Source organism: Aquimarina algiphila, from assembly GCF_947494415.1.
GTDB lineage: Bacteria > Bacteroidota > Bacteroidia > Flavobacteriales > Flavobacteriaceae > Aquimarina > Aquimarina algiphila.
The window spans coordinates 1168400-1190596 of record NZ_CANLVC010000006.1; the positions used below are offsets into that span (position 1 = coordinate 1168400).

General features: G+C 30.4%; 17 protein-coding genes. 16 read left to right on the forward strand and 1 reads right to left on the reverse strand.

Annotation, left to right across the window (positions count from 1 at the left end; translation table 11 throughout):
• The first annotated feature begins 20 nt into the window (after positions 1–20).
• Genes PQF96_RS14330 through PQF96_RS14385 form a run of 12 tightly spaced genes read left to right on the forward strand, consistent with a single transcriptional unit; the run spans position 21 to position 12919 of the window.
• Positions 21–1505: an AMP-binding protein gene (locus tag PQF96_RS14330; RefSeq protein ID WP_271766964.1), complete on the forward strand. Its 1485-nt coding sequence runs from the start codon at positions 21–23 to the stop codon at positions 1503–1505.
• Positions 1506–1531: 26 nt separating this feature from the next.
• A complete protein-coding gene (locus PQF96_RS14335; protein WP_109437700.1) occupies positions 1532–1771 on the forward strand; it encodes an acyl carrier protein in 240 nt (79 codons plus the stop codon).
• Between the two features lie 10 nt (positions 1772–1781).
• Positions 1782–3227, forward strand: coding sequence for an MBOAT family O-acyltransferase (locus tag PQF96_RS14340; protein WP_271766966.1), 1446 nt, complete (start codon positions 1782–1784; stop codon positions 3225–3227).
• A gap of 6 nt (positions 3228–3233) precedes the next feature.
• Positions 3234–4166, forward strand: coding sequence for a hypothetical protein (locus PQF96_RS14345; protein ID WP_271766968.1), 933 nt, complete (start codon positions 3234–3236; stop codon positions 4164–4166).
• A 46-nt stretch (positions 4167–4212) separates the two neighbouring features.
• On the forward strand, positions 4213–4773 hold the full coding sequence (locus tag PQF96_RS14350; protein ID WP_109437697.1) for a serine O-acetyltransferase: 561 nt from the start codon (positions 4213–4215) through the stop codon (positions 4771–4773).
• A 32-nt stretch (positions 4774–4805) separates the two neighbouring features.
• A complete protein-coding gene (locus PQF96_RS14355) occupies positions 4806–5900 on the forward strand; it encodes an EpsG family protein (RefSeq protein ID WP_143918319.1) in 1095 nt (364 codons plus the stop codon).
• Positions 5901–5922: 22 nt separating this feature from the next.
• A complete protein-coding gene (locus tag PQF96_RS14360) occupies positions 5923–6813 on the forward strand; it encodes a glycosyltransferase family 2 protein (protein WP_109437873.1) in 891 nt (296 codons plus the stop codon).
• Positions 6813–7949, forward strand: coding sequence for a glycosyltransferase family 1 protein (locus PQF96_RS14365; RefSeq protein WP_271766970.1), 1137 nt, complete (start codon positions 6813–6815; stop codon positions 7947–7949). The genes PQF96_RS14360 and PQF96_RS14365 overlap by 1 nt, the downstream gene beginning before the upstream one ends.
• A 2-nt stretch (positions 7950–7951) precedes the next feature.
• On the forward strand, positions 7952–9346 hold the full coding sequence (locus PQF96_RS14370) for a phenylacetate--CoA ligase family protein (protein ID WP_271766971.1): 1395 nt from the start codon (positions 7952–7954) through the stop codon (positions 9344–9346).
• Positions 9347–9399: 53 nt separating this feature from the next.
• Positions 9400–10536, forward strand: coding sequence for a glycosyltransferase family 1 protein (locus tag PQF96_RS14375; protein ID WP_271766972.1), 1137 nt, complete (start codon positions 9400–9402; stop codon positions 10534–10536).
• A 28-nt stretch (positions 10537–10564) separates the two neighbouring features.
• Complete coding sequence (locus PQF96_RS14380) at positions 10565–11977, forward strand: MBOAT family O-acyltransferase (RefSeq protein WP_271766974.1); 1413 nt, start codon at positions 10565–10567, stop codon at positions 11975–11977.
• Positions 11978–11980: 3 nt separating this feature from the next.
• Positions 11981–12919 (forward strand): DUF1574 family protein, encoded by a 939-nt coding sequence (locus tag PQF96_RS14385; protein ID WP_271766976.1) that lies wholly within the window; start codon positions 11981–11983, stop codon positions 12917–12919.
• A gap of 180 nt (positions 12920–13099) precedes the next feature.
• On the opposite strand, the gene PQF96_RS14390 is transcribed toward PQF96_RS14385, so the two are convergent.
• On the reverse strand, positions 13100–15076 hold the full coding sequence (locus tag PQF96_RS14390) for a right-handed parallel beta-helix repeat-containing protein (RefSeq protein WP_271766978.1): 1977 nt from the start codon (positions 15074–15076) through the stop codon (positions 13100–13102).
• Between the two features lie 302 nt (positions 15077–15378).
• Here PQF96_RS14390 and PQF96_RS14395 point away from each other — a divergent pair, with 302 nt between their 5' ends.
• The 4 genes from PQF96_RS14395 (at position 15379) to PQF96_RS14410 (ending at position 22073) form a co-directional block, all read left to right on the forward strand.
• A complete protein-coding gene (locus PQF96_RS14395) occupies positions 15379–16527 on the forward strand; it encodes a glycosyltransferase family 4 protein (protein WP_271767094.1) in 1149 nt (382 codons plus the stop codon).
• Between the two features lie 69 nt (positions 16528–16596).
• Complete coding sequence (locus PQF96_RS14400; protein WP_271766980.1) at positions 16597–19992, forward strand: CHAT domain-containing protein; 3396 nt, start codon at positions 16597–16599, stop codon at positions 19990–19992.
• 355 nt (positions 19993–20347) lie between these two features.
• Entirely contained in the window at positions 20348–20953 is a 606-nt protein-coding gene (locus PQF96_RS14405; RefSeq protein ID WP_271766982.1) for a sugar transferase, read from the forward strand.
• Between the two features lie 22 nt (positions 20954–20975).
• A complete protein-coding gene (locus PQF96_RS14410; RefSeq protein ID WP_109437689.1) occupies positions 20976–22073 on the forward strand; it encodes a hypothetical protein in 1098 nt (365 codons plus the stop codon).
• Positions 22074–22197 lie beyond the last annotated feature (124 nt).

Sequence of the window (22197 nt, forward strand, 5' to 3'; positions counted from 1 at the left end):
TAACCAAAATAATCAATCAAATGAACTTAATTTCAGACATACAAAGATCTATTGAGAAGAATTATAATAACAATGCTTTTTGTTTTAGTAATACTTATTATACGTATAAAGATTTTGCAGAGGTCATATCAGCAATACGAATAGAGATCCAAACTCATGTAAAAAGGGATGAGATTAATATAGGTTTAATTACTAATGACGACATTTATACCTATGCTTCGATAATTGCATTGTGGATGGAAGGTAAGGCATATGTTCCTCTACATCCTGATTTTCCTCTTGATAGAAATACCACAGTAATAAAACAAGCAGATATTATTACGATTTTAGATTCTTCTGATGATAAAGTGTTTTCTGAATATCATACCATCTTAACAAAAAACAGTAATACTACACAAATTGATTTATTACCAGCGCGAGTAACCAAAGATGATTTAGGGTATATATTTTTCACTTCGGGAACTACAGGTACGCCAAAAGGAGTTCCCATTAATTTTGGTAATCTATCTGGTTTTATGGATGCGTTTTGGGAACTAGAGTATACTATTACTGATACCGATAGGTGTTTGCAAATGTTTGAGTTGACATTTGATCTATCTGTAGTATCATATTTGGCTCCTTTACTTAAGGGAGCTTGTATTTATACAATACCAAAAGATGAGATTAAGTATAGTTATATATTTGAGTTAATGGAAGATCATGAATTAACTTTTGCGTTAATGGTTCCTTCTATACTTCATTATTTACGCCCTTATTTTGAGGAAATTGATTGTCCGGCAATGAAATATAGCCTTTTTTGTGGAGAAGCTTTGCCTTTAGATGTTACCGAAGAATGGAGTAAATGTATTCCAAATGCTACCATCGCTAATGTATACGGCCCTACAGAATGTACTATATTTTGTACCGATTATACCTATAAAAGAAATGGGGATAACAAAACACATAATGGAGTTTTGACTATTGGTAAGGATATGAAGAATACCAAAACTATTATTGTGGACGATGATAATAACGAAGTACAAGAGGGAGAAAATGGAGAGTTATGTTTAAGTGGTATACAACTTACTCCAGGGTATTGGAAAAATGAAGAAAAGAATAAAGAAGTTTTTTTTACTAAAGAATATCATGGAAAAGAGACAAGGTTTTATAGAACAGGAGATTTGTGTACTGTAGACAATGAAGGAGATATACTATATTTGGGAAGAGTTGATTTTCAGGCTAAAATTCAGGGATTTAGAGTAGAATTATCAGAAATTGAATTTCATGCTAAAGCAGCTTTAGATAAATTAAATGTTGTAGCCATTGCTTTTACAAATACTATTCAAAATACAGAAATAGGATTGGTATTAGAATCCGCAGAATTTGAAACAAAACAATTATTGGAAGATTTAAAAAAAATACTTCCGCAGTATATGATACCGACTCAAATCAAATTTGTAGATAATTTTCCTTTAAATACAAATGGAAAGACAGATAGAAAAAAATTAAATAAACTATTCAGCTAACATATTAGAGAGCTAATTATATTATTATGGAAGTAGATGTTATAAAGAGTAAAATAAGTGATGCATTAGTATCTATACTAGAGCATGATAACTTTGAGATGCATGATGAATTAACCGCAAAAGATGTAGATGGTTGGGATTCTCTATCGCATATGATGATTATAACCAAAATCGAAGAAGAATTTAGTATTCGTTTTAAGTTAAGAGATCTTAATAAACTAAAAAATATGGGGTCACTGGTTTCGGTAATTCAAACTAAAATTTAATTTGTAAGTAGTGGTTTTTAATTCATTAGATTTTGTTGTTTTTATTATTCCAGTGTTTTTATTGTATTGGCTGGTTTTTAGTAAATCTAACATATATCAAAACCTTTTTTTATTAGCAGTCAGTATATTCTTTTATGCTTGGGCAGATTGGAGATTTTTGATTTTGCTGTTAGGTAGCACCCTTATTAATTATTATCTGGGGTTAAAAATCTATCGAACTCCAGAAGATCATAAAAAAAGCATTTTCTTATATATTGGTTTGGTATTTAACGTTGGCCTTTTGCTATATTTTAAATATTTCAATTTTTTCTATGAAGGTTTTTATGAGATTCTAAATGTTTTAGGGAGTACATCAACGTATAATTCATTAGTGATATTGCTGCCTTTAGGAATAAGCTTCTTTACATTTCAGACTCTGGGATATTTAATAGATGTTTATAATGAAGAAATAGAGCCAAGTGAAAATCTCTTGGATTTTTCTTTGTTTGTAACATTTTTCCCTAAAATTCTTTCAGGTCCTATAGAAAGAGCATCAAGCTTACTACCTCAGATTAAAGAAAAAAGAGTTATATCGTATGAAGTTTCAGTAGATGGATTACGTCAAATATTATGGGGATTATTTGCTAAAATTGTTGTTGCAGAAAATTGTGCATTAATAGCCAATCCGATTTTTAATAATTATGAGAATGAATCAGGTAGTACATTACTTTTAGGAACTTTTTTCTATGCGATACAATTGTATGCAGATTTTTCTGGATACTCTAATATGGCTATTGGGGTTTCTAAACTATTTGGAATACAGTTGATGCGTAATTTTTCTACTCCATTTTTTTCAACAAACATTAGTGATTTTTGGAGAAAATGGCATATGTCGTTAACAACATGGATGATGGATTATGTATTTACTCCATTGTCATTTACATTGAGAAGACATCAAAAAAAAGGATTAATTATCTCCATTATTACCACTTTTGTTTTAGTTGGGTTTTGGCACGGAGCTAATTGGACATTCGTAGTTTATGGACTGCTTCATGGTATTTATTTTATACCATTAGTATTTTCTGGAAAAATGAATACATCAGAAATTGTGGCAAAAGGAAAATTGCTTCCTTCTCTAAAAGAAGTTTTTAAGATGATTCTTTTGTTTGTCTTAATTATGCTTACTGATGTTTTTTTTAGAGTAGAAAGCGTTTCTGTTGGGTTTGAATACCTTAAAAGAATTTTTTCGTTAAGTATTATTGATTTGCCTTCTGTATTGTTTTCTTCTACTACATTAATTACTAGTGCATTAATAGGCTTTTTTATTTTAGTAGAATGGGTGAACAGAGAAAAGAAACATGATTTTGAAATAGGAAATTATAATATTTATCTTAGATGGATTTCTTATATATTCATTTTTGTTTTGATATTAATTTTTGGAAAAAGTGCTGAAACATTTATATACTTTCAATTTTAAAGAATTATGAAACAATTACTTTTAAAGTTGTGTCTTTTTTTTATTTGCTGTTTGGCAATAACCACTTTTGTGTTAGTGCAATATGGAGGGAATGTTGATTATTTTTATCAAAAATTCACGACACCTAAAGCTGTATCAATGGTGATAGGAGATTCTAGAAGTATGCAAGGTATACAACCCAGAGTAATAAATGAACGGCTAAAAGAATTAGAATATGAGTTACCAATTTTTAATTATAGCTTAACTATTGCAGAAACTCCTATTGGCCCTTTATATAATAAAAGCATTGAGAAGAAATTAGATGAAACTTCGAAGAATGGAGTTTTTATAATTTCTGTTACCCCGTGGATGTTTGGATCTGATAAGAATAATGATCATAGTAAAGGTGAATTTAGAGAAGCTGGTAGGCCTCCTCATAATATGAGCTTTGTCAATGTAAACCCTAATTATGAATACCTTTTTAAAAACTTAACTTATTTTCATTTTAAAGCACTTTTTAGAAAGACATCGACCATGCATAAAGATGGATGGCTTGAAGAAAATAATTTACCAACAAATCCAAAAGTTTTTGATGAATGGAAAAAGAGACAAGGTAGATTGTTTGATAAAATGATAAGGAATTATAAGGTATCTTCATTGAGGTTAAATAGCCTTGACGATTTAATTAAAAAGCTGAAGAATCATGGAAGTGTTTACATGGTGAGAATGCCCATTGACCTTGATTTTGTTGCTGTCGAGAATTCATTCTATCAAAATTTTGATAAGGATATGAATACTGTAGCAACATCTAATCAAATCGATTATTTTAACTTTAATGTATCAAGTACACATACAAATTTTAAAACATATGACGGTCATCATCTGGATAAGCATGGTGGGTTAGAGTTTACTGGTATACTTTGCGATTCGATAATAAGAAGTGTAAGTAAATTGAAATGAGAATTGTAACAAACAGAGAAACACATAAAAATAAGATAAATAGTATATGAAATCAATACTTGTAGCCATTTACAAAATATTTCTTATTCCACACATATTTGTATACAAATTGAGTAAGAATAGAAATAAAATTGATATGGATATAGAACGATGGGCATCTGTAAAAGGGATGAATATGGGTAAAAATGCGCTACTTCTTGATTTTTTGGCAAATTCACCAGATTTTAGAACTATATTTTATTTTAGAACAAGAAGCCTGGTATCCCATATTCTTAATCTATATTGTAGAAAACAGAAAAATTTTATTATTGATATTACTACCAAACTGGGTGGAGGAGTTATAACCGGGCATCCGTATTGTACAATCTTAAACGCTGATGCTATAGGGGACAACTTCTATGTAAATCATTTGGTAACCATTGGAGAAGAAAAAGGAAAAAGACCTACGATAGGTAATAATGTATCTATTTATACTGGAGCTATTGTAATAGGAGATATTACTATTGGGGATAATTGTATTATCGGAGCAGGTAGTGTGGTTACCAAGAGTATTCCAGATAATTGTACGGCGGTTGGTAATCCCGCTAGAATACTTAATAAAAAGTAAGCGTTATGAAACAAACGATTAAATAGGAGAGTATGTTTGATTTTATTCCCGTAGAGCAATATTTTCCGGTATATATAAATTTATTCCTGTTTCTGGTTTTGTTTACCCTTTTGCATACTCGCGTATTAAAAATAGATGATCATAAAAATATTGCGTTCACTAATATAGCTGGTTTTATATTAATGACATACATCATATTATATATGGGACAGAGACCATTAAGTGGTAAGTTTTTTGGAGATATGAGAACGTATACCAGGTATTTTAATTACTATAGGTTAGGAGGAGAAGTAACATCAGATACCGATGTACTTTTTCATTTATATATGAAAAGTTTATCCTATGTAGCTTCTTCTCGAACGTTTTTTACTGTTACAGCGGCAATATATGTACTACCCTTATATAGAATCTCTAAGGAACTTTTTAAAGAGTATTGGTATTATGCTTTTTTAATGTTTGCGGTGTCTTTCTCTTTTTATACGTATGGAGTGAATGGTATTAGAAATGGCGCTGCTACATCTTTGTTTTTATTAGGGGTAAGTTTTAGAAAAAACACAATAGCTATGATATTGTGCTTTTTGTTATCGGTTTCTTTTCATAAAACCATGTCACTACCCATAATGGCTTTTACCATAACGAGGTTTTATAATGATCCTAAAGTATTTTTAAAGGGATGGTTAGCTTGCATTCCTCTTTCATTAGCTATGGGTGGTTTTTGGGTATCCATTTTTAGTAGCCTGGGATTTGACGATAGACTTTCTGATTATTTAACTGCGCAAGCAGAAGAAGGTACTTTTGCAAGTACTGGTTTTCGTTGGGATTTCTTGTTTCATAGTTCGTTTGCAGTTTTTGCAGGATGGTATGCTATTTATAAAAAAGATTTTAAAGACCCTTTTTATTTTAGACTTTTAAATACGTATTTGATTTGTAATGGGTTTTGGATTTTAGTGATAAAAGCAAACTACTCTAATAGATTTGCTTACTTATCATGGTTTATGATGGGATTAGTAACCATTTATCCATTTCTTAAACAACGATTTTTTAAGGATCACCATTTTATGATAGGTAAAATAACACTTGTTTATTTTATGTTCACCTACGCTATGTATTATGTATATTCTGGATAACAAACTAACCAACAGAAATAATATGAAAACAATTACAGTATTTACTCCGACATATAACCGTGCTTATTGCTTGCATAAGTGTTATGAGAGTTTGGTGAAACAGTCAAACCAGGATTTTAAGTGGCTTATCATCGATGATGGTTCTTCAGATAATACAAAAGAATTAGTAGCATCCTGGATTAAGGAAGACAAGATAGATATACAATATCATTATCAGAAAAATTTGGGAATGCATGGAGGACATAATGCGGCCTATCGACTTATCGAGACAACACTTAATGTGTGTATTGATAGTGATGATTTTATGGGAGAAGAGGCAATTCAAAAAATACTAGATGCTTGGGAATCCATTAAGGATAAATCAGAATACGCAGGGTTAGTAGGATTGGATGCAGATGAAAGCGGAGCTATTATTGGAACTAAAATTCCAGAGGAGATTAAGGAAACTACAATGTACGAGTTATATAATACTCATAAAGTATTAGGAGATAAAAAATTAGTGTATCGCACCGAAGTAGTTAAGAAATATCCTCCATACCCAATTTTTGAAGGAGAACGTTTTGTACCACTGGGCTATTTATATCAATTGATCGACCAAGATTATAAGCTTTTACCAATTAATGAAGTTTTTTGTGTAGTAGAATATATGGAAGATGGCTCTAGTATGAATATGTTAAAACAATATAGGAGACATCCCAGAGGCTTTGCATTTTCAAGGAAAAGCAGGATGCAATTGGCAACAGGTTTTAAAGATAAATTTAAAAATGCAATTCATTATGTATCAAGTTCATTGTTTATTAAGAATGGTGCATTTTTAAAAGAATCGCCAAAAAAACTAATCACCTTCTTCGCAATTCCGCTAGGAGTATTGCTACACTTATATATTAGATTCAAAACTAAAAATGATTTTTAATGGCTATTACCAAGGTTTTACAAGTTTTTACCATTATGAATCGTGGAGGAGCAGAATCTATGATCATGAATTATTATCGTAATATTGATAGAGATAAAATTCAGTTTGATTTTTTAGTACATAGAAAAGAGAAAGCAGCTTTTGATGATGAAATAGAAAGTTTAGGAGGTAAGATTTATAGAATGGATCCTATTAACCCTTTTTTTCCTGGAGAGTATTATAATAGGTTAAGGACCTTTTTTAAAGAACATACAGAATATGCCATAGTACATTCTCATCTTAATACATTCAGCTCTTTTCCTTTAAAAATAGCGAGAGAGTTTAAAATCCCTTGTAGAATTGCACATGCGCATACAGCATTTGAGAATATAAAACTTAGAAATTTTATTCCAAATAAAGAAAACCTAACAGAGACGGTAAAAAAACTTATAAAATTTAGATTAAAGAAAAAGGTAAGCACCTATGCTACACATCGTTTTTCGTGTGGAGATAAAGCTGGGCAATGGCTTTTTGGTGAAAACAATGATTTTTACACCATGAATAATGCTATTGATACCAAAAAGTTCATCCATAATCCCGAAACAGATAAAAAGTATAGAAAGGAGTTAAATCTAGAAGATAAAGTAATAATCGGACATGTAGGACGTCTTAATAACGCAAAAAATCATTCGTATCTACTTAGAATATTTGCGAACATTATAGAAGAAAGGCCAGATTGTGTTTTAGTACTTGTGGGTAATGGAGAGTTACAACAAGCGATAGAGCAAGAAATTGATGATTTAGGAATTCAGGATCGAGTTAAGATGTTAGGGGTTAGATCAGATATACCAGAATTACTTCAGATGATGGATGTTTTTGTTTTTCCATCATTTTATGAAGGGCTTCCCGTTACTTTAATAGAAGCACAGGCTGCAGGACTTAAAATTCTTGCATCAGATACAATTACTCAAGAAGTAAAACTAACCGATGATATTGAGTTTGTTTCAATTCAAAAACCAACTAGTTTTTGGGTAAACAAGATATTTAATGCTTTATCATACGAAAAACAGGATAACAGTGATAAAATTTCAGAAGCAGGTTATGATATTGTATCTAATACAGAAAAAATACAAAGCTTTTATCTAAATAATAAATAGTTATGGGAAATATGCAGGACAAGATTTATGAAAAATCTCCGCATTTTGTACAAAATTGGATTGTTTCTATTTATAATCTTTTGGCATATAAAAAAAGATATTCAGGAAAATATAAATATTTTCTAGAAGATTATTTACAAAAAAGAAACTTGTCATTAGATGAACTGAAAGAACTTCAAATACAGAAGTATAAAGAACTTATTAATCATGCAAAAAATCATTCTGAGTATTATAGAAATATTTTCTCTAAAATAGAATCTCCAGAAGATCTGGCTAATATAAAACAACTGCCAATCATTGATAAGGAGACGTTGAGAAATAACCTCTCAGATATTTATACCATTGAAAAGAGTAAAGGGATAATTTCTAAAACGGGAGGTACAACTGGGAAATCTCTAGAAGTATTGTATAGCCCTGATGATGTACAGGAACGATTTGCATTACTTGATAATTTTAGAAATGAATTTGGATATAAGTTAGGGAAGAAAACCGCATGGTTTAGTGGTAAAAATCTTTTAGGTAAGACGGATCTGAAAAAAAATAGATTTTGGAAAACAGATCATATTCATAAAGTAAGGTATTATTCTACTTTTCATATTCACGGAAAATACTTAAAATATTATATTGAAAATTTGATCACATATCAACCAGAATATATGGTTGGTTTTCCTTCTACGATGTATGAGATCGCAAAATATGGAATGGCTCATGATATAGATTTTCCTGCAAATATTATAAAAGCAATATTCCCAACAGCAGAAACTATCACAGATGATATTAGAGATGTTCTTGAAGGATATTTTAAGACAAATCTATACAATCAATATGCATCTTCTGAAGGAGCACCATTTATCTTTGAATGCAAGAATAAAAAGCTACACATGGATTTAAAAAGTGGAGTTTTTGAAGTTTTGAATGAAAATAATGAACCCAGTAAAAAAGGAAGACTTGTAGTCACTTCTTTTACTACGCATGGTACTCCGTTAATACGATATGATATAGGAGATCAAATTGAATTAGCAGATGATAATGATACTTGTGACTGTGGAAATAATAATCCATTGGTTAAAGAAGTTTTGGGACGTATCTCAGATTATATTTATTCTGAAGAAATTGGTAAAATAAACCTTGGGAATATATCTAACTGTTTAAAAGGAGTTAAGGGGATTGTTAAATTTCAAATTCAGCAGGATGTAATTTATAGTCTTTTGGTTTTAATAGAAAAAGATGATCAAATATACTCACCCGAGTATGAAAAGGTATTTTTAAAAAACTTACGAGATCGTGTTGGATCTAATATTACAATTGAAGTAAAACATGTTGCAGAAATACCGGTAGAAAAAAGTGGAAAGTATAGATTAATAAAAAATAATATCAAAGAAGAAATTAATGTCTGATTTGAGAGTATTAAGAATTAGGGGTGTTGTATAACAAATAATTATTTTATAAAATGATCAAAGTTTTACAGGTTTTTACGATGATGGATAGGGGAGGTTCAGAATCTATGATTATGAACTATTATAGGAAGATAGATAGAGAAAAAATTCAGTTTGATTTTCTGGTACATAGAAAAGAGAAGTGTGATTTTGATGATGAAATTGAAAGCCTTGGAGGAAGAATTTATAGGCTATCATCAATAAATCCAATATTTCCTGGTAAATACTATGAAGAATTACGAGCATTTTTTGAAACCCATACAGAATACACTATTATTCATTCACATTTAAATACATTTAGTTGTTTTCCTATAAAAATTGCCAAAGAATTTAATATTCCTATTAGGATTGTTCATGCGCATATAGCAATTGAAAAAATTAAATTTTCTGACCTGATTCCTAGTAAAGAAAATATTATAGATACGGTTAAAAAGCTTATAAAATTCCGATTGAAGAATAAAAATCGTAAGGATGCTACTCATTATTTTTCGTGTGGAGATAAAGCAGGTCAATGGCTTTTTGGTAAAAACACTGAATTTTTGACGATGAATAATGCTATCGATACCGAGAAATTTGTTTTTGATCCAATAATAAGAAAAGAATACAGAAAAAAAATGGAAGTTGAAAATCAATTTGTTATTGGTCATGTTGGAAGATTGGACACTCAAAAAAATCATGTATTCTTAATACAGATCTTTGCCAGTATTATAGAAAAACACCCTAATGCAAAGTTGATGCTTGTGGGAGAAGGCCCCTTGAGAGATAAAATTACAGATGAAGCAAAACGTCTAGGAGTAGAGGATAATGTTATGGTTTTAGGCGTACGATCAGATATTCCAGAACTATTGCAAGCGTTTGATTCTTTTGTGTTTCCTTCGTTTTATGAAGGGTTACCAGTAACTCTTATAGAAGCGCAAGCCGCGGGACTTAAAATTTTTGCTTCTGATACGATTACAAATGAAGTGAGTTTGACCAATGATATAGAATTTTTGTCGATTACAGAAACTCCTGATTTTTGGGCAAATAAAATTGTCAAAATGATATCCTATGACAGGATAGATAATACATCTCAAATCGTTAATGGAGGTTATGATATCATATCTAACACAAAACGAATTGAAGAGTTTTATCTTCAACAAATAAACAGTTAATTCTTATACTAAAACCAAGAACAAGTATATGCTTTTTAATTCTATAGATTTTTTCATATTCCTTTCTTTAGTTTTTATTGGCTATTGGTTTGTTGTATATAAAAATCTAAGATTACAAAATATTCTATTACTTGTAGCCAGTTATGTATTTTATGGTTGGTGGGACTGGCGTTTTTTGTCTTTGATAGCATTAAGTACAATTATCGATTATACAGCAGGATTTAGAATATACGAATCCAAGGAAAAATCGATAAAAAGAAGATGGCTCTGGGTAAGTATTATCTTTAATTTGGGAATGTTAGGTTTTTTTAAATACTATAACTTTTTTATAGATTCCTGGATTGATCTTTTTGCTGCTGTGGGGTATGAACTTCAGAGTACATGGACTTTACAAATTATTCTACCTGTTGGTATTTCGTTTTATACCTTTCAGACGTTATCGTATTCTATAGATATTTATAAAGAAAAGTTACAACCCACTAAAGATTTTATTGCTTTCGCAGCATTTGTATCTTTTTTTCCACAGTTAGTGGCCGGACCTATAGAAAGAGCCACCAATCTGGTGCCACAGTTTTTAAAGAAGAGAACATTTACATATAAAACTTTTTCTTATGGAATAAAGTTAATGATTTGGGGGTTCTTCCTAAAGTTAGTAGTTGCAGACAGGGCAGCCATTTATGTAAATGCGGTGTATAATAATACAGAAAATCATGATGGTTTAAGTTTTATAGCCGCAACAGTACTGTTTGCTTTTCAGATTTATGGAGATTTTGCTGGATATTCGTTAATTGCTATTGGTACTTCTAAGCTTTTTGGTTTTGATTTGATGACCAACTTTAGGAGACCGTATTTTTCGGCTTCGGTAAGCGAATTTTGGACCAGATGGCATATTTCATTATCCACATGGTTTAGAGATTATTTATACATACCGTTAGGAGGAAATCGAGTTGCAAAACCTAGGTGGTTGTTTAATCTTTTTATTACGTTCTTAATTAGCGGACTGTGGCATGGTGCAAATTGGACTTTTGTGGTTTGGGGAGCTTTAAACGGACTGTATTTAATTGTAGAGGTTCTTCTATTCAAAAAAAGAAGAAAAGGAGTGTTTAATGTAGTATTGACGTTTGCTTTAATCAATTTTGCATGGGTATTCTTTAGAGCAAATAGTATTGAAGATGCTTTTTATATTATAAAGAGAATCTGCACTGTGCCGGGTAGATTGTATATTGGTAGTGGAGATGATATAACGGCTTCATTATATGCAACATTGGCAATTGCTATTTTGGTCTTGGTAGAATTGAAAAAAGAATATTTCAATACCCTGTTTTCGATTTCTAATCATAAGTATGAATTTGTAAGATTAACAGGGTATGCGGTTTTGATTTATATGATTATGTATTTTGGAGTTTTTGGTAAAAGTCAATTTATTTATTTTCAATTTTAAAAGATGATTAAAAAAGAATATAAGACATCATTAATCAAACTTGGAAAATTTCTTGTGATTTTTCTTATCGCAGATTTTGCTTTGGGAATGATTTCTAAGCAACTGTTTTTTAGTCAGGAAACGGGAAAATATGCCAGATCTACATATGCCATACAAGAAACAGATGCAAAAGTATTGATATTCGGGAGTTCTCATGCGCATCGACATTATGTTCCTGAAGTTATAGAAAAAGAATTGCAAACATCTTGTTATAATGCCGGAGCAGAAGGGCAGCAATTACTATATCATGTGGCGCTTCAAAAAATGATTGTTAAGCGAATCAAACCAGAACTGATCATCTTGAATATTGATGAAGACTTTTTATATCATTCAAAAGAAGCATATGATAGACTTAGTGATTTACATCCATATTATTCAGAGTATAGAGATGATTTAGAACCTATATTAGGATTGCAGTCTAAGTTAGTGGATTTTAAATTGTTTTTTAATGGATATCAGGCTAACTCTACAATTATGCATGTTATTCGTTATTACGCATCTCCTCAGTTAGATTATAAAGGATATCGACCTTTATTTGGAAAAGTTAAGCCTTCTAAAAGTATAAAAGAAGAAACTCAATCCAAAATAGAAAAAGGAGTAGAGGATATAGATCAAAATTTTGTTACTGCCCTTCATACCTTTATTGCAACAGCTAAGGATAATAATATAGACTTAGTTTTTGCGACTTCTCCAACTTATCTTACCGTAGATCATACAACGAATGCATCTTTTATTAGAATTAAAGCTATAGCAGAAAAAGAAAATATTCCTTTTGTAGATTTTTTCAATGATCAACAATTTACTGGTAAATCGATGTTATTTCATGATTCATCACATTTAAATGATGATGGAGCGAAGCTATTCACCAAAAACTTAGCAGATCAAATTAAAGCGCTTAAATAACTAAAATTGATATTGGAAATTTATGTTAATCAGAATGAAAAATCACTCAATTTGATGCCTTTTTAAAATTAAACCTCCATATCGAATTCACGTTAAATAATACATATTAATATATAAACTATAAAATAAAAACCCCAGAGTCAAACTACTCTGGGGTTTTATATCATATTGTATAACTAATTAGTTACATGTGTTACCCGTATCGGTTACTGCACCAGGATTAGTAGAATTATTATTAATACAAACAAATCTAGCAGCACCAGTGGGCTCAAAGATGGTATTGTTAGCTAGAGTTACTGCTGAATTATCTCCAAATAATCGAATTCCATCACTTTCGGTAGGACTAATTTTAGTATTTCTAGAAACCTCTATGTTAGAGGCATCACCAATTTGCAAACCACCATCAACAGTATTGTTTCTAAAGATAACACCATTTGTGTTAGTAAAGTTTACAGCTTTAGATGTAGTAAAGGTATTGTCTTCTAAAGTTACACGAAAAGCGCTATACTCTGGTTTATCATTAAGCTGAGCAAAATATACATGAAAACGACCTCCGTTAACGGTATTACGTTTTAGAGAAATATTTTCTGCAAAAGAATTCGTAGCACTTATAGCATTACCTGATGTAGTAATGGTATTGTCATTAAATTCAGAATTTTTAGACTTTCCAAATTGTAATCCTATAGCACAATCTGTTATTGTATTATTAAGGATATCAGTGTCATCAGCGTTGGTAGCAATAGCCAGATCATATCCAGATATAGTGTTCCCAGAAATTATATTGTTGAAAGCAGTTTCGCCACCGTCTGCTGCAAATATGGCAAAACGATCTTTAGCCTTTTCAGATAAAGCTTTAAACGTATTATTAATGATTCTGGTTCCATTGGTATGTGTAAATACCAACTGTGTTTCAAAATTATTTTCTTCAACAGTAACAGTCTGACCAATGGTAATAGATACACATCCACCTCTACTACCAGTTTCTGTATTTCCTTTGATAAGGACATCAAAAACCCTTTCGAATTCTCTAAGCTCTCCTGTATCAGGATCTCTTCTTCTTGTGGCTTCTATATTAATAGCGTATCCAACTTCGCCACCATCAGAATTTGTAGATGGATTACCGGTATTGGTAAACGTATTGTTCAATATTTTGATATCTCTACCTTCGGTCAATGCGATACTCATTCTTCTACTATTTTCGAAGATACAGTTTTGTACGGTTACATTAGTTGTAGGGTTATAGGTGTCTGGATTAAAAGAAAAACCAATAGAGTTAATATTAAGAGAACCACTGGATCCATCAACAAATCGAACACCATCTACAGTAACATTTCTTCCAGCATTGATTAACAACGTGTGTGAACCAAACTGTCCTGCTAATTCACCAGGAGGGTAGGCTCGTTGATCTCTGTCTCCATGTAAAATTCCTCCTTTTATAGTAATGTTTTCTGCATCACGTACGGCTAGTAGTGCTCCTCTTTCATTTTCTGCAACACCAGGGAAAACACGTAAATGTGTGTCATCAGACATGACAAGGTTAAAATCAGAAGGGATATTTACCGCTTCAATAGCCTTATGGTGAACTATACTAAAAGGAGGTGTTGGATAGTGTATCTGGAAAAAAGCATCAAATTTACCAATTTGAAAGGTCTTAGCTCCATAGCTTTTTGTGTACTCAAATAATCGTTCTAGCTCAAAAGTATTTTCCTGAGCAATATCAGAAGTAGTCGTTCCTTCTACAAGACCTTCCCATCTGGAAGCAAAAAATTGGAATGTAGGGGCTTTTAATTGTACATCTCCTTCTAATGCTAATTTAGAACTCAATAATCTTCCATCGATAGTACCTCCTTTAAAAACTAATTTACCTTTTCCGATAATGTCTCCTCCTTCAAATTCGAAGTTTACATTTTCTGGTAAATTAATAGTTTCTCCTTTAAGGTCTAAAACACAATTTAGAACAATAGTAGAATTTGCTGCTACACTGGATAAATCAAAATCACAAGGAGTTGTGATTACATTAGGAGCTACATCTGGTACGGGTACAATAGGTTCTTCTCCAGTAGTATCTGGGGGAGTAAGTTCATCAACACTTTCTTTGCTACAGGACGTAACAATAGTGATCGTCAAAATCAGTAGGTAATAAATTAAATTTTTCATTCGGGGGGAATTAATTTTTTTGGTTTAATTATTTCTCTATGAACGGGGTAACGCCCAATTAATTGTACATATTTTATTTAAAAATGTTAAAGTTTGTGTAAAAATAACAAATATGTCGATTTTGTCATAGAACCCTTACAAAGATTGATGAAATGCCGTACAAGGGTAATGATTTTTACTTGTTTTTTTGAGTAATTTATGAAAAATAAAAGAAAACCGAGGATTAAGTTTTCAAACAAGGGCATATACTTATATTTGCCTCTGAAAATATTTGATAATTATATTGTTGAGTTTTGGGGGACATACAAAAAATAATTAGGGTTACTACAGTACCGATATCACTGGGGAAATTATTACAGGGACAATTACAATTTATGTCTCAACATTATGATGTTATAGGAGTGTCGGGTAAAGGAGGTGATACATTAGAAAAGGTGTCAAAACAAGAAGGAGTTCGGGTTATTCCGATTGAAATGACTCGCAAGATTACTCCGGTTCAGGATTTAAAGGCGGTTTTTGCCTTGTATAGATTGTTTAAAAAAGAAAAACCAGATATTGTTCATAGCCATACCCCAAAAGCAGGAACATTATCAATGTTGGCTGCAAAATTGGCTGGCGTACCTCATCGCTTACATACGATAGCAGGATTACCACTGTTAGAAGCTACCGGTGCTAAAAGAACGCTCTTAAATACAGTAGAAAAACTAACCTATGCTTGCGCTACCAAAATTTATCCTAATTCTACTGGGCTTAATGATATTATCATCAAACATAAATTTACTTCACCAAAAAAGCTAAAAGTAATAGCTAACGGAAGTTCTAATGGGATTGATACTTCTTTTTTTGATCCGGGTTTATATTCTGATGAAGATAATTTAAAACTATCAAAAAGTTTAGGGATTAGTTCATCAGATACTGTGATTGTATATGTAGGTAGATTAGTAAGAGATAAAGGAATACATGAACTTATAGATGCTTTTAAGAAACTGAATACAGAATCTGCTAATGCCAAATTACTATTGGTAGGTGCCTATGAAAAAGATCTGGATCCATTATCTCCAGAAACTGAAGAAGAAATCAATACCAATCCTAATATTATTATGGTGGGTTGGCAGGATGATGTGCGACCTTATTTTGCCATGTCTGATATATTGGCTTTTCCTAGTTATCGAGAAGGGTTTCCTAATGTGGTGATGCAAGCTGCTTCTATGGGATTGGCAAGTATTGTAACCGATATTAATGGATGTAATGAAATTATTACCGATAGTAACAATAATGGTAAAATAATTCCTGTAAAAAATGCAGAACAATTGTTTGAGAATATAAAACTGTTGGTAAATGATGACACCTTAAGAACTACTTTGGCGGCTAATGCGAGAACATCCATTACCAGTCGCTATGAGCGCAAAGTAGTATGGAATGCCATTTTGGAAGAGTATCGTCAGTTGTAGGAATATAAAATATTATGGTAACATTTTTGCTTTCTTAGGTATTAACTATAAAGCAATAATTTATCCTTTATGAAGAAAAAACAATTAGTTTTCCTAAGATATCTTATATGGGCATTTTTTTTCATAATTACATTTTGTGTAAATGCTCAAACCCCAAAAGATCTATTAATTGCTCATCAATACTTTAAAAAAGCAGATTCATTATTAGTAAAAAGAAAAACAGATAGCTCTATTGTATATTTCAAAAGATCACTTGTAATTTATAAAAAAAATAGAGTATGGGAGAAAGTTGCAGGTTGCTATAATAGAATCTCAGAGAATCAATGGAGGTCTAAAAAAAATCAAAAATCGATTAAAAATTCAAAGAAAGCATTAGAAATCTGTTCTAATTATCTTTCAGAAGATCATGAAGAAGAAGCTAATTCTTTAGATAACATAGCTGTTTACTACGAAAATATTAATGAATATGATAAGGCATTGGCATACTATGAAAAAGCTTTATCGATTAGACAAAAAATATTTAAAAAAGATAATTTAAATATTGCTAGGTCATTTATTAATCTAGGTTTTTTTTACAAGAAAGTCTCAGATTATAAAAAAGCATTGTTATACTATAAAAAAGCATTATCTATTCAACAGAAAATATATCCAGAAAATGACCATACAGTGATGGCTTCATATGATAATATTGGTACCATTTATAGAAAAATTTCAGATTATGATAAAGCATTAATATACCATAAAAAAGCTTTAGTTATCAGATTAAAGCATCTTGAATCTGATCATGTTGATATTGGTCTGATTTATAATCAAATAGGGAATGTTTATCTAAGTATAGGGAAATACGAAGAAGCTCTTTTGAATTATAAAAAAGACTTAGAAATAACAATTAAGAACCTAGGGAAAGAACATTACTATGCAGGACTAAGCTATATGAATATTGGATTAATTCATAATAAACTAATGAAATATAATATAGCACATGATTATTTTGAAAAAGCCTTACTGATATTTAAAAGAGAAGAAGATTTACAGAGTATTTTATCAGTTTATAATAACATAGGAACTCTTTTGGTTGAAAAAGGGGAATATGATAATGCAATAAAGTATTATAGTAAAAGTTTAGACATTGCTTTTAAAATATATAATGAAAATAATCCCAACATTGCAGCTGTTTATTTGAATATCGGGAATACTTTTCATAGTAAAAATAATTATTTACAGGCACTTTATTATTATAAAAATGCTCTATGGATTTTTAAAAAAGTATTTGGAGAAAAACATTATAGAATTGCTGACGTATATGATAATATAGCAAGTATACTTGCGTATCAAAAAAAGTATGATGTCGCATTAGAATATCGTAAAAAAGCATTGTTTATACGTAATAATGTTTTTGGAGAGAATAGCCCTGTAGTTGCAGATTCTTATGGGAAAATGACAGATCTATATATTGATATGGGAAAGTATGATGAATCATTTTTATATGCGAAGAAAGGATTGAATATTCTACAAAATACTTATGGAAAGAAACATCTTCTTACTTTGGTTTTTTATCAAAAGATCGCAGCTATTAATTATGCGAAACATGAATATGATAAAGCTATTTTTAATTATGACAAAGCATTAATAGTAAATTCTAAAAATAAAAAAATAAATAAAATAGAAAAAGCTCTAAGTGCTAACGAATATTATGATTTGTTAAAATTATTACAAATTTTGCATGGAAAAGCAAAAACATTATTATCCCAATATTTAGAGAGTAAAGAGTATAAATATCTTAAAGAGAGTGTAGTGCTTTACGAAAATGCCGATATCGTTATTAACCAAATTAGGCAATCATACCAAAACTATAATGATAAGATAACTTTTGCAAGAAGAGTAAAAAGCATTTATGCAGATGCAATTAAAGTACAATTGTTAGCATACAGAAAAAAAAGAAATTTAGAAGCTTTAAATCAAGCTTTTTTTTATGCCGAGAAAAGCAAAGCTAATGTGTTAAAAGCTTTGTTAAACGATTCATATGCTAAAAAAATTGCTGATTTACCATCTGAAATAATGAAAAAAATGAGGACTCTTAAAACAAGTCAAGTGTTTTTTCAAGGACAAATCATTACTGAGTTATACAACATAGATACTGATACTACAAAAATTAAGGAATATGAGAGTAATTTGTTTAATATTAACAGAACACAAGATTCATTAACCAAAATAATAGAAAAAAAGTATTCTAAATATTACCAACTTAAATATCAGAATAATGTTATTGATGTAAAAGAAATTCAGAAACAATTAGATAAAAAAACTACATTAATAGAGTTTTTTACATCTGATAGTATTACTTATGTATTTACAATATCAAAGAATGAAATTTCGGTTAAAGAATTAAATAATTCTGAATTTAAACAATCCGTTGAAAAATTTCGAGAAAGTATTATTTCTAAAGATTTACCAAAGTATAAAATACAAGCTCAATATTTGTATAATATATTCTTAGCTCCTATATCCAATAAGCTATTGGGAAACGAACTTATCATTGTTCCAGATGGAGTATTGAGATATCTTAATTTTGAGTTGTTGTTAACTCAAAACGATGATTCTAATAACCCCGCTTTACTATCTTATTTATTGAAGAATTATGCCGTTACTTATGCTAATTCTGCAAATTTATTATTTACACCTTTTAAACCTAATCCAAAAGATGAGATACTCCAAGAATGCCTTGCTTTTTCTTTTTCTGATAGTACAAGGTCTACAAATACAGGAGCTATACGTTTAGAAGAGTTACGAAGTGTAAGAGATGATTTGCCGGGAACGCGAAGAGAAATTAAAGAAATATCAGATATCATAGATGGCGAATATTATTATGGGTTCGAGGCTATAGAATCTAATTTTAAGCAAAAAGTAAGTAGATATAACATTGTACACCTAGCATTACATGGAGAGGTAGATAATGAACATCCAGAAAATTCTAAACTTTATTTTACTAAAGGTAGGGATACTTTGGAAGATAATCGACTTTATAGTCATGAATTATTTGCTTTAGATATTCCAGCAGAATTAACTGTACTTAGTGCTTGTAATACTGGCGTTGGTAAAATGGCCCATGGAGAAGGTATTATGAGTTTAGGTAATGCATTTCAATATGCGGGTACTAAGAGTTTACTGTTAACAAGTTGGAGTGTTTCTGATCAAACCACTCCAGAGTTAATGAAGTTTTTTTATACGAACCTTAAGGAAGGAATGAACAAGGCTAAAGCTTTGCAACAAGCAAAGTTACAATATCTGGGTTCTGCAAATATTAATCGTTTAGATCCTTTTTATTGGGGAGGGTTCTATCTTGTTGGAGATTCTTCTCCAATTCCTTTCAAGAATAACACAACCTTGTATTGGGTTTTAGGAGGAATCATGTTCGTTATTTTACTATTTTCATTTTTCTGGTATAGAAGAAAAATAAAGAATTAGATCATGTTTTTCTCACTAATAACTTCAATTAGTTATAATACCAAAAAAGTTAATTTAAGAGTTTAAAAACCAAAATATTGATTGTATATTCGCAATCGGTTTTAAGGATAAAACCATAAACGAAATATGAGCTAAATTCCCCAATAGCAAATAGTACATATTTCTTTATTTCCCCCAGTTTTTTAGATGCAAACTGTATTCCAGAATTGTTTTTGGAATCTTTTTTTGTGATTAATAATAGCAATAGGATATATAAGAGATTGTAATTCTTTTATTTCACTTTTTAACAAATGCTTTATACATTTGTTTGGTTTAATAATCGAGCCCTCTATATAACTGACTAAACTTTATAAAGGTGTATAAATTTTTTATTAAAAGAATTCTTGATTTTAGTATTGCACTGGTATCGCTACTTCTTCTTTCACCTGTTTTATTACTATTGATCTTTTTCCTGGCGATTGCAAATGGAGGTAAACCTTTTTTTATTCAGAGAAGACCTGGTAAGAAAGAAAAGATTTTTAGTATCGTGAAGTTTAAAACGATGAACGATAAAAAAGATGCCGACGGGAATTTATTACCAGATAAAGATAGAATTACGAAGATAGGAGCATTTGTTAGGAAAACATCTTTGGATGAAATTCCTCAATTGTTCAATGTAGTATTAGGACAAATGTCGTTAATAGGGCCTCGCCCTTTGATTATAGCCTATCTCCCGGTATATAATGAAGTTCAAAAAAAACGACATAATGTAAGACCTGGAATTACAGGATGGGCCCAGGTAAATGGAAGAAATTCTATAACATGGAAAAAGAAATTTGAATATGATGTGTGGTATGTAGAAAACTATAATTTCTTGTTAGATCTAAAAATAATAGGGTTAACACTAAAAAAAGTAATACAAAAAGAAGATGTAAATCTATCAAATGATTTGACATCAGAATATTTTGACGGTACAAACTAGTTATATTTCTTAGAAATAATAGATGAGTAAAAATTTAGAGATAGTTGCAATAACCAAGAAAATGCTAAGAGAAGGTATTGATCAAAATACCTATTGGAAAGGAGATCTTACTCCTTTGCCAAAAAGTAAAGCATTATGGTTGGTTTCAAATACACGGATAGAAGAAGATGAGTATTGTGGTGTTATCGGGTATGAGGATAATAAAATGATCTCTTTTGTTTTTATGTTTCCCGATTTATTGAATAATGGGAGCAATGAACCATCAAAAGTATATTGGATGATATCCTGGTGGGTACACAAAGAATATAAGGATACGGTTCTGGGAACTTATATTTATAATGAAGCTGTTAACTTAACGGGGAAACAAATACTTATAAAATCTTATGCAGAGAATGTAACTACATTTTATGAGAAACAACCTTTTACTATAATCTCATCAAGATTAAGACATACGATCTTTTTTAGTTTAGATGCATCAATGCTCATTGGACGATTTAGGTTCTTAAAATCATTTAAGTTTATTTTGGATAGAGTTGATAATACTGTAGCATCATGTATTAGACTATTAAATGGACCTAAGGCTAGAAAAAGAACTAAAATGCTTTCTTATGATTATATGAATCAGTTAGATGATGCTACCTGGGAGTTTATAGCTCCACTTTGCAAAGATGATTTGATCTATAAAACAAAGGAGTATGTGAATTGGCAGATTAATGCTATGCAGTATATGCAAACTCCTATTGCAACTAAACATCCTTATACATCGTTACAAACAGGAACCAGTAATAATATCTATATTCATAATCTTAAGATTATGAAAGGAGATCAAATCATTGGTTTTTTATCCTATATCATAAATTATAATGAATTTAATGTCAAATATTTCCTGGTAAAAGAAGAGGAGTATTATGATATTTGTATTGATGCATTGATGGATAATTTTATTAAAAAGAAAAGAAAGTTCATTTTTACAGATGATACCAAGCTATCAGATTGTATAACAAAAAGATATAGTACTATTTTTACGCATCGAGTGACAAAAAAAGGATTAGCTCATGATGACACCAAACTGGATTTTGAAAATTCGGATATATTAAACAGAGATGGTCATTTTTATTAATGAAATTGTGTTTTGATAATATATTTATAAGTAAACAAATTATAATTTAAAATAATCATATAAAAATATAGGGGTGAATACCCCAAAAAAAGTCTTAAAAAAGTATATATTTTTGTCAATACAA

Bases quoted from the DNA above. Each gene is read 5' to 3' on its own strand.
- PQF96_RS14330 (WP_271766964.1), top strand. From the start codon at position 21: ATGAACTTAATTTCAGACATACAAAGATCTATTGAGAAGAATTATAAT.
- PQF96_RS14335 (WP_109437700.1), top strand. From the start codon at position 1,532: ATGGAAGTAGATGTTATAAAGAGTAAAATAAGTGATGCATTAGTATCT.
- PQF96_RS14345 (WP_271766968.1), top strand. From the start codon at position 3,234: ATGAAACAATTACTTTTAAAGTTGTGTCTTTTTTTTATTTGCTGTTTG.
- PQF96_RS14350 (WP_109437697.1), top strand. From the start codon at position 4,213: ATGAAATCAATACTTGTAGCCATTTACAAAATATTTCTTATTCCACAC.
- PQF96_RS14355 (WP_143918319.1), top strand. From the start codon at position 4,806: ATGTTTGATTTTATTCCCGTAGAGCAATATTTTCCGGTATATATAAAT.
- PQF96_RS14360 (WP_109437873.1), top strand. From the start codon at position 5,923: ATGAAAACAATTACAGTATTTACTCCGACATATAACCGTGCTTATTGC.
- PQF96_RS14365 (WP_271766970.1), top strand. From the start codon at position 6,813: ATGGCTATTACCAAGGTTTTACAAGTTTTTACCATTATGAATCGTGGA.
- PQF96_RS14370 (WP_271766971.1), top strand. From the start codon at position 7,952: ATGGGAAATATGCAGGACAAGATTTATGAAAAATCTCCGCATTTTGTA.
- PQF96_RS14375 (WP_271766972.1), top strand. From the start codon at position 9,400: ATGATCAAAGTTTTACAGGTTTTTACGATGATGGATAGGGGAGGTTCA.
- PQF96_RS14380 (WP_271766974.1), top strand. From the start codon at position 10,565: ATGCTTTTTAATTCTATAGATTTTTTCATATTCCTTTCTTTAGTTTTT.
- PQF96_RS14385 (WP_271766976.1), top strand. From the start codon at position 11,981: ATGATTAAAAAAGAATATAAGACATCATTAATCAAACTTGGAAAATTT.
- PQF96_RS14390 (WP_271766978.1), bottom strand. From the start codon at position 15,076: ATGAAAAATTTAATTTATTACCTACTGATTTTGACGATCACTATTGTT.
- PQF96_RS14400 (WP_271766980.1), top strand. From the start codon at position 16,597: ATGAAGAAAAAACAATTAGTTTTCCTAAGATATCTTATATGGGCATTT.
- PQF96_RS14410 (WP_109437689.1), top strand. From the start codon at position 20,976: ATGAGTAAAAATTTAGAGATAGTTGCAATAACCAAGAAAATGCTAAGA.